The following is a 7,709-nucleotide window of genomic DNA, read 5'->3' as shown; positions in this document are numbered from 1 at the left end:
CCTTGGCACCCTTGAGCTTCTCCAGCGTCAGCCCGGAGCCCGCCCGCCCCACCAGCGCGGAGCGGTAGCTGGACATGCCCCGGCGCACTCCGCGCACCAGGACCCGCACCCCCATCGCCTCCATGCGCGCGCACACGAAGGGCGGCGCCCAGGCGGCATCCGCCCGCCCGGACAGCAGGTCCTTGGCGAGCGTCTCGTAGCTGGTGGCGACTCCCACCTCCACGAGCTTGCCCAGCGCACGCTGGAGGAATGACGCGAGCCGTTCCGCGCGCTCGCGCGCCGTCTCACTGCCCAGCGACGGCGGCAGGCCGAAACGAAAGGAGTGCCGTGAACCGGAGGGGACGTGCGGGGTCATTCCACTCCCTGCTTACCCCTGCTGGTCCAACCGCGCCACTTCATCGTCCGCCAGACCGAACGTCGCCTGGAGCAGGTCCAGGATGCGCTGCTCTGCGTTACTGGTCCTCCCGGACGCGTGGGCGATCTTCGTGGCCAGTTGGTACGCCTTCATCCGCTGCGAGTGCGTGGCCAGCCCGTGCGCCAGCACATGCAGTCGCTGCGGCAGGCCGTCCGACGCCAGCGCCGCCACCGACTCGCTGACGAAGCCCTGCGCCCGCTCCGGGCTCACGTTCTGGAAGAGCGGATCCGCCGCGAAGCTCTCCACCATCGCCCGGGCCTCCGCCTCCTTCAGTTGGCCGTCCGCCGCCAGCACCAGCACCATCACCTCCGCGAACAGCCGCTCCACGGGCTCACCCAGCGCCTCGGACAGGCTGCCGCCCTGCTCGATGACGTCGATGATCTGCGCCACCTCGTCCTCGGAGATGCCCAGCGCCGCCTGGAACGTCTTCAGGAGCCCCAGCTCCGAACGCGTGGCCCGCTGATCCGCCAGCGCCACCGCCGCCGCCAGACCGAACGCCAGCATCCGGTTCTTGTGGTCCGGCAGCCGCCGCCGCAGCGACGACAGCACCTCTTCCAGGTTGCGCGCCTCCGACAGCCGCGCCGCGCTGGACTCCACCAGGAGATTGAGTTCGCCCGCCTGCGTGCCCTCGAACTCCGGGCGCTCCAGCACGCGCGCCAGCAGGGTCTGCATCTCGCGCTGGGACACGCTGCCGTCGGCCATCGCGGCCAGCAGCATCGCCTCCACCAGCGCCGCGTTGCGCTCCTTGCGCGTCTTTATTGCCTGGTCTCGAGCCATGGACTGGCGCTCCCTTGCGTGTCGTCGGTGGGGGGTGAAACCACGGGCCCGTCTTCATTCGCGTTCAGCGGGTCCGGGTTCAGGGTCTTGTCCAACAGATGCGTGGGCCGCACGTTCGACATCGCGTTGAGCAGGCTCTGGCGGACGTTGGGGATCTCCTTGCCCAAATCCTCCACCAGCTTCTGCATCCGCTTGCGCTGCAGGTTCTCCTGCGAACCGCACAGGTCGCAGGGGATGATGGGAAACGCCTTCGCCTGCGCGAACTGGATGATCTCCTTCTCCGGCGCGTAGCACAGCGGCCGGATGACCACGTTGCGCCCGTCGTCGCTCTTCAGGAGCGGCGGCATCGCCTTGAGGCTCCCGGCGAAGAACATGTTCAGCAGCATCGTGTGGATGAGGTCGTCGCGGTGGTGCCCCAGGGCGATCTTGTTGCAGCCCAGGTGCACGGCGGCGTTGTAGAGGATGCCCCGGCGCAACCGCGAACAGACCGAACACTGCGTCTTTCCCGGCGGCGTCTTCTCCAGCACGATGCTGTAGGTGTCCTCCTTCAGCATCTTGTAGGCGTACCCCTCGCGCTCGAAGTAGCCCTCCAGGATGTGACCGGGGAATCCCGGGTGTCCCTGGTCGAGGTTCACGGCGAGGAGGTCGAACTTCACGGGGGCCCGCCGCTGCAGCTCTCGCAGCAGGTGGAGCATCGTGTAGGAGTCCTTGCCTCCCGACACGCCCACCATGATGCGGTCCCCTGCCTCGATGAGGCGGAAGTCCGCGATGGCTCGACCCATGTGGCCGAGCAGGCTCTTTTCCAGGCGTTGGGCGTCGTTCATCGGCGGGGCCATCCTAGCGGCGGTTCGGGAAAAAACACGTCAAAGGGGCGGGCCGGTCCGCTAGCCTGCTCCCCGCGATGCCGACCTTCCCTCAAGGTGCCCTGGATGTGGTGGACGCAGCCGGCGCGGAGGCGGCCACTCGCGTGCTCGAATCCGCGCCCGAACTGGCGGTGGACCTGGAGGCGGACGCGATGCACGCCTTCCGCGCCCGGCTGTGCTTCCTCCAGTTGGGCACCGACGCTGACATCTTCCTCTTCGACACGCTCCAGCCGGGCGTGGACCCGCGCCTGCTCGTCCCCCTGATGGCGGACCCGGAGCGCACCAAGTTCTTCCACGCCGCGCAGGGCGACCTCCAGTTCCTCGCCGAAGCAGGCGTGCGAGTGCGCGGCCTCTTCGACACGCACCGCGCGGTGACGCTGCTGGGCTGGCCCAAGGTGGGCCTGGCGGACCTGGCCCGGGAGAAGCTGGGCATCGAGCTGCCCAAGGAGCACCAGCAGTCCGACTTCTCCCTGCGCCCCCTGCCCCCGGGCATGCGCGACTACATCGCCAACGACGTGCGCTACCTGTGCGAGCTGGGCCGGCAGGTGCGCGACGCGTGCCGCGAGGCGGACATCCTGGAAGAGGTGCTCCTGGACTGCGCGCGCATGTGCGACGAGGCCGCGGCCCGCCCGGAGACGGGCGCCGAGTACAAGCCCAAGCTGTCGCGCAGCGGCCTGTCCTCGGCGCAGTACGCGCTGGCGCACGCCATCGCGCAGGGGCTGCACAAGAAGCGGCTGGAGTGGGCGGAGAAGGACAACGTGCCCATGGGCCGGATGCTGTCCAACATGGCCATCACGGACCTGGCGCTGAAGCAGCCCAACACCCACAAGGACCTGGCGCGCGCGGCCGGCGTGCGCGGCGCCGTGGTGCGCGCGCACGGCGACGCCATCCTCGGCCTCATCCGCGAGCAGCAGGAGAAGGCCGCCCGGGGAGAGCTGGACCTGGACCGCGAGACCAAGGGTCCGCGCGACCCCCACCGGCGCAAGCGCGAGGACGCCCTCAAGGCCTTCCGCATCGACCAGGCCACGGCGCGCAAGGTGACGCCCAGCGTGATCCTCACCAACCCGCTGATGGACGCGCTCGCCGCAAACCCGCCCTCGAACACGGAGGCGCTGACCCAGTTGCCGTACTTCGGGGAGAAGCGGGTGCGGCTCTACGGTGAAAAACTCGTAGCGCTGCTCGCGCCCTACCCAGTGCTGGGAAGCTGACGTTTCCCGGCACGAATCGACGGGCCCGGGCGAAGCGCGCGAAATGCCTGGGCATCCGTGTGGCGCCCGGTGTCCAGGGGCCCCGGAAGCAGGTGTTCAAGCCCCATCTGGACCCGGGGTGCAGGTTGCCGGGACAGCGAGCATGCGTACCTTTGTCGCCTCACCCAGGGAGGGCGTGGTCATGTTGGGAGCCAGGGCAGGTGGGGCGCGTACAGAGGTTTCCCGGTGCATCGCCGCGAGCCTGCAGTGCCAGACCTCCTGCGAGGAGGGCATGGCGCGGCTGAAGGCCCAGGGCCTTCCGGCGGACGCCGACGCGGTGCGGCTGCTGCGCCAGTGCGCGGAGCTGTGCGAGCTCAACGTCCGGGCCCTCCAGAAGGAGAGCCGGCTGTCGCGGCGCACCGCCAGCCTGTGCTTCGAACTGGGCAGCCAGGTGGCCCGCGCCGCGTGGCTGGAGGCGCAGGACCCTGCCTCCAACACCCTCGCGCGGGACGCGCTGCACCTGGCGCGCGCGTGCCGGCCGCTGGTGTTCGCCGCCTGAGCGGGTCTCCCCGTTAGAGCGTGACGCCGTACAGCGCGCCGTACTTGGCGCGCAGGTACACGAGGAAGTCCCTGTCGGTCAGCCCTGCGCCGGTGACGGCCTGCACGCGCTCCTCGGCGGGCAGCCGGAAGCCGTGCGAGTGCACCTGGGCGCGCAGCCATCCCCTCAAGGACGACGTGTCCCCCCGGGCGAGGTGCGCATCCAGCTCCGGCAGCGCGCGTGAGGCCGCGGCATGCAGTGACGCCGCGTACAGGTTGCCCAGCGCGTACGTCGGGAAGTAGCCCAGCTCGCCCCAGGCCCAGTGGATGTCCTGGAGCACGCCCTGCGTGTCGTCCGGAGGCGTGACGCCCAGGTAGCGCCGCATGCGCTCGTTCCACGCGGACGGCAGCTCCGACACCGGCAGCTCATCGCGCAGGAGCGCCAGCTCCAGCTCGTAGCGCAGGGCGATGTGCAGGTTGTACGTCACCTCGTCCGCCTCCACGCGGATGAGCGAGGGTGCCACGTGGTTGATGCCCGCGTGGAAGCCGTCCAGGTCCACGTCCCCAAGCTCGCGCGGGAAGGCCTCCTTCAGCGCGGGGAAGTGGTGCACCCAGAAGGCACGGCCCCGGCCCACAAGGTTCTCCCAGAGGCGCGACTGGGACTCGTGCAGGCCCATGGAGGGCACCGACGCCAGCGGCGTGCGCAGCAGCTCCGGGGCGAAGCCCTGTTCGTACAGGCCGTGGCCCGCCTCGTGGAGCGTGCCGAAGAGCGCGGACATGGGGTGCACCGCGTCCAGGCGCGTGGTGAGCCGCACGTCGTGCGCGTTCACGCTGTTGGTGAACGGGTGGATGCTGACGTCCTGACGGCCCGCCTCCAGGTCGAAGCCCACCGCCTCCAACAGCCGCATCGTGAAGCGCCACTGCTGGGCGGTGTCGTAGGCGCGCCCGTCCAGGAACGCGGGCGTGGGCCGCCGCACCTCCGCGATGGCGGCCACCATGGGGATGAGCGCGTCGCGCAGCGCGGTGAGCACCGGCGTGAGGCGCTGGACGCGCATGCCGGGCTCGAAGCCTTCGAGCAGCGCGTTGTAGCGCTCGCCGTCGTGGCCCTGCGCGTCCGCCTGTTCGCGACGGAGGGCCAGGAGCGCCTCCAGCGCGGGCTGGAAGTGGGCGAAGCGCTTCGCCTCGCGGGCCTCGCGCCAGGCCTGGATGCCGGCGCCCTGGGCCTCCGCCAGCGCGGTCACCAGCCGGGCGGGCAGCCGCACCGCGCGCTCCCGGTCGTGGGTGAGCACGCGCACCATGGCCCGCTCGTCGGGCGTCAGGGCCTGGGAGGAAGGGCCGGCTTCGCTGGCGCGGGCCAGCGCTTCGCCCAGGCGCGGGTCCACCAGCCGCTCGTGCTGGAGGGCCTGGAGGGTGGAGAGCTGCTGGGCGCGGGCCGGGGCGGCCTTGGCGGGCAGGTAGACCTCCCGGTCCCAGGAGGCCAGGTTGATGACGCCGTGCAAGTCACACAGCTCGTGCATCCGGGTTCGCAGCCAGGTGTCCATGGCTGTGTTTCTAGCGTGCTTCCAGGGTATGAGGACGCGGCGATGGCCAACATCCTCCAATTCTTCATGGCACCCGACGATGAGGTCGCCTTCTTCCGTTTCCTGGAGCGTCACGTGCTGGAGGTCTACCCCCGGCGCGTTCCCGCGGACTGGAAGCCCTTCCGCGCCACCATGGAAAACGTCCCCCACCTGCCGGAGGAGGACCTGTATCTCGTGGCCAGCGACATCGGCCCCGCGCTGGTGGACAAGGTGAAGCGCGGCCCGGACAAGGGCTCGTGGCGCATCGACGAGGTGCGCTCCCCCGTCATCTTCATCGGACGCTCACGCCGCAACGAAGAGGGCGAACTGCTCAGCGGCCAGATGTGGGTGGAGCTGGAGGTGACGTCCCAGACGGGCCGGCGCGACGCCGCCCCGGACAAGTTCCGCCGCCTCTACCTGGAGGTGGAGGAGTTCATCAAGAAGACCTTCCGCCGCGGCGACCCGAAGGACTTCTTCGTCGGGCCCAAGGCCGCGCGCCTCTTCAAGCAGGACGGCCTCGTGCTGCGCGACTCCGCCTTCCGGGGCGGCACCGTGGTGCCGCACAAGTAGCCCGCTGCCTTGTGGGGCGGTGGGAGGCGCGCGTTGCCGCCCCCCTGCCCCGCGTCGGCGCTAGCTTCCGGTGGCGACCGGGGTCGTGGCGCGGATCATCGGCGCCTCGGCCAGGAACTTCAGCTCCGGGTGCTTGTCCTCGGCGTGCTGGAGCGCCCAGTCGTCGCGGAAGAGCACCAGGGGCAGCCCGTCGCGGTCCTGCACCGTCTGCCGGTTGCCTTCCCAGTCGAACGAGCGCGGGTCGAAGTTCTGCCCCACCACCCAGCGCGCGTGGCTGAAGGGCAGCCGGTCCAGCGCGATGCGCGCGCCGTACTCGTGCTCCAGGCGGTACTGCAACACTTCGAACTGGAGCGCGCCCACCACGCCGACGATGGGGTCCTTCATGCCCATGCTCAACTGCTGGAAGATCTGCACCGTGCCCTCTTCGGAGAGCTGCTCCAGGCCCTTCTCCATCTGCTTGCGGCGCAGCGGATCCTTCGAGCGCACCACGGCGAAGAACTCCGGGCTGAAGCGCGGCACGCCTTCGAACGACACGTCCGTGGCGCCTTCGGCCAGCGTGTCACCGATGCGGTACTGCCCCGGGTCGAACAGACCGATGACGTCCCCCGGCCACGCGTCCTCGATGGAGGTGCGCTCGGCGGCCATGAACTGGCTGGGTTTGGCGAGCCGCACCTCCTTGCCCAGGCGCGAGTGGAACGCGTTCATGCCCTTGACGTAGCGGCCGCTCACCACGCGCATGAACGCGATGCGGTCGCGGTGCGCGGGGTCCATGTTCGCTTGAATCTTGAAGACGAAGCCCGCGAACTTGGGGTTCGTGGGCTCGCGCTCGCCCGTGGTGGTGAGGCGCGCGGAGGGCGCGGGCGCCAGGTCCAGGAACGCGTCCAGGAAGGGCCGCACGCCGAAGTTCGTCATCGCGCTGCCGAAGAACATGGGCGTCAGTTGCCCGGAGTCCGACTTCTCGCGGGTGAACGCGTCACCGCCGATGTCGAGCAGCTCGATGTCCTCGTTGAGCTTCGCCAGCTCCGACTCGGAGAGGAAGTTGAGGATGTCCGGCGAGTCGATGGACACCGAGCGCTCCGCGACCTCCGACTCACCGTGCGAGCCTTCGGCGGAGAACACGTGCACCACGCGCGCCTGCCGGTCGTAGACGCCCCGGAACTCCGGCCCCATGCCGATGGGCCAGTTCATCGGGTAGGAGCGGATGCCCAGCACCTGCTCCAGCTCGTTCATCAGCTCCAGCGGTTCGCGGCCGTAGCGGTCCAGCTTGTTGACGAAGGTGAAGATGGGGATGCCGCGCATGCGGCAGACCTTGAAGAGCTTCTTGGTCTGCGGCTCGACGCCCTTGGCCGCGTCGATGAGCATCACCGCGGCGTCCGCGGCGGAGAGCGTGCGGTAGGTGTCCTCGGAGAAGTCCTGGTGGCCCGGGGTGTCCAGCAGGTTCACCGCGTGGTCGCGGTAGGTGAACTGGAGCACCGACGACGTGACGGAGATGCCTCGCTCCTTCTCCAGCTCCATCCAGTCACTGGTCGCGTGCCGCCGCGCCCGCTTGGCCTTGACGCTGCCGGCCAGGTGGATGGCGCCGCCGTAGAGCAGCAGCTTCTCCGTCAGGGTTGTCTTTCCCGCGTCGGGGTGGGAGATGATGGCGAAGGTACGTCGCCGTGCCACCTCCCGCTCAAGCTCGTTGGCCATGATCCGAGGCCAACTATCACGGGCGGTCTTTCCTTGCAGCTTGCAAGCAGCGCCTGGAGGTCCGGCCGGGCTCCGGCCCTCCGAAAGGCCCCCTCCCCGCCCCCTCCTGGAG

The 7,709-nt window shown here is 69.8% G+C and carries 8 protein-coding genes; 3 read left to right on the top strand and 5 right to left on the bottom strand.

The annotated features are described in order from the left end of the window. The 3 genes from D7V88_RS36105 to ttcA all read right to left on the bottom strand — a co-directional run. The coding region (locus tag D7V88_RS36105; protein WP_147449010.1) for a PhnD/SsuA/transferrin family substrate-binding protein at positions 1–355 on the bottom strand (355 nt) is incomplete at its 3' end. Positions 356–367: 12 nt separating this feature from the next. Beyond that, positions 368–1,192 carry a tellurite resistance TerB family protein gene (locus D7V88_RS36100; RefSeq protein WP_120545132.1) on the bottom strand — a complete coding sequence of 275 codons (825 nt, stop codon included), beginning with the start codon at positions 1,190–1,192 and terminating at the stop codon, positions 368–370. Beyond that, positions 1,171–2,028 carry a tRNA 2-thiocytidine(32) synthetase TtcA gene (gene ttcA, locus D7V88_RS36095; RefSeq protein ID WP_120545131.1) on the bottom strand — a complete coding sequence of 286 codons (858 nt, stop codon included), beginning with the start codon at positions 2,026–2,028 and terminating at the stop codon, positions 1,171–1,173. The genes D7V88_RS36100 and ttcA overlap by 22 nt, the downstream gene beginning before the upstream one ends. A 65-nt stretch (positions 2,029–2,093) precedes the next feature. On the opposite strand from ttcA, the gene D7V88_RS36090 reads away from it, so the two are divergent. After that, positions 2,094–3,263, top strand: a complete 1,170-nt coding sequence (locus D7V88_RS36090; protein WP_120545130.1) for a ribonuclease D — start codon at positions 2,094–2,096, stop codon at positions 3,261–3,263. A 43-nt stretch (positions 3,264–3,306) separates the two neighbouring features. Further along, positions 3,307–3,801, top strand: coding sequence for a four-helix bundle copper-binding protein (locus tag D7V88_RS45755; RefSeq protein ID WP_504814822.1), 495 nt, complete (start codon positions 3,307–3,309; stop codon positions 3,799–3,801). 13 nt (positions 3,802–3,814) lie between these two features. Here D7V88_RS45755 and D7V88_RS36080 read toward each other — a convergent pair whose 3' ends face one another. Beyond that, positions 3,815–5,320 (bottom strand): carboxypeptidase M32, encoded by a 1,506-nt coding sequence (locus tag D7V88_RS36080; RefSeq protein ID WP_120545129.1) that lies wholly within the window; start codon positions 5,318–5,320, stop codon positions 3,815–3,817. 42 nt (positions 5,321–5,362) lie between these two features. Here D7V88_RS36080 and D7V88_RS36075 point away from each other — a divergent pair, with 42 nt between their 5' ends. Then, entirely contained in the window at positions 5,363–5,908 is a 546-nt protein-coding gene (locus D7V88_RS36075; RefSeq protein WP_208726689.1) for a hypothetical protein, read from the top strand. Positions 5,909–5,968: 60 nt separating this feature from the next. Here D7V88_RS36075 and D7V88_RS36070 read toward each other — a convergent pair whose 3' ends face one another. Then, on the bottom strand, positions 5,969–7,597 hold the full coding sequence (locus D7V88_RS36070; protein WP_120545128.1) for a peptide chain release factor 3: 1,629 nt from the start codon (positions 7,595–7,597) through the stop codon (positions 5,969–5,971). Positions 7,598–7,709: the final 112 nt, after the last annotated feature.

Source organism: Corallococcus terminator, from assembly GCF_003611635.1.
Lineage (GTDB): Bacteria > Myxococcota > Myxococcia > Myxococcales > Myxococcaceae > Corallococcus > Corallococcus terminator.
Note: the sequence above shows the minus strand (reverse complement) of the source record. Positions and strands in the feature narration are given on the sequence as shown.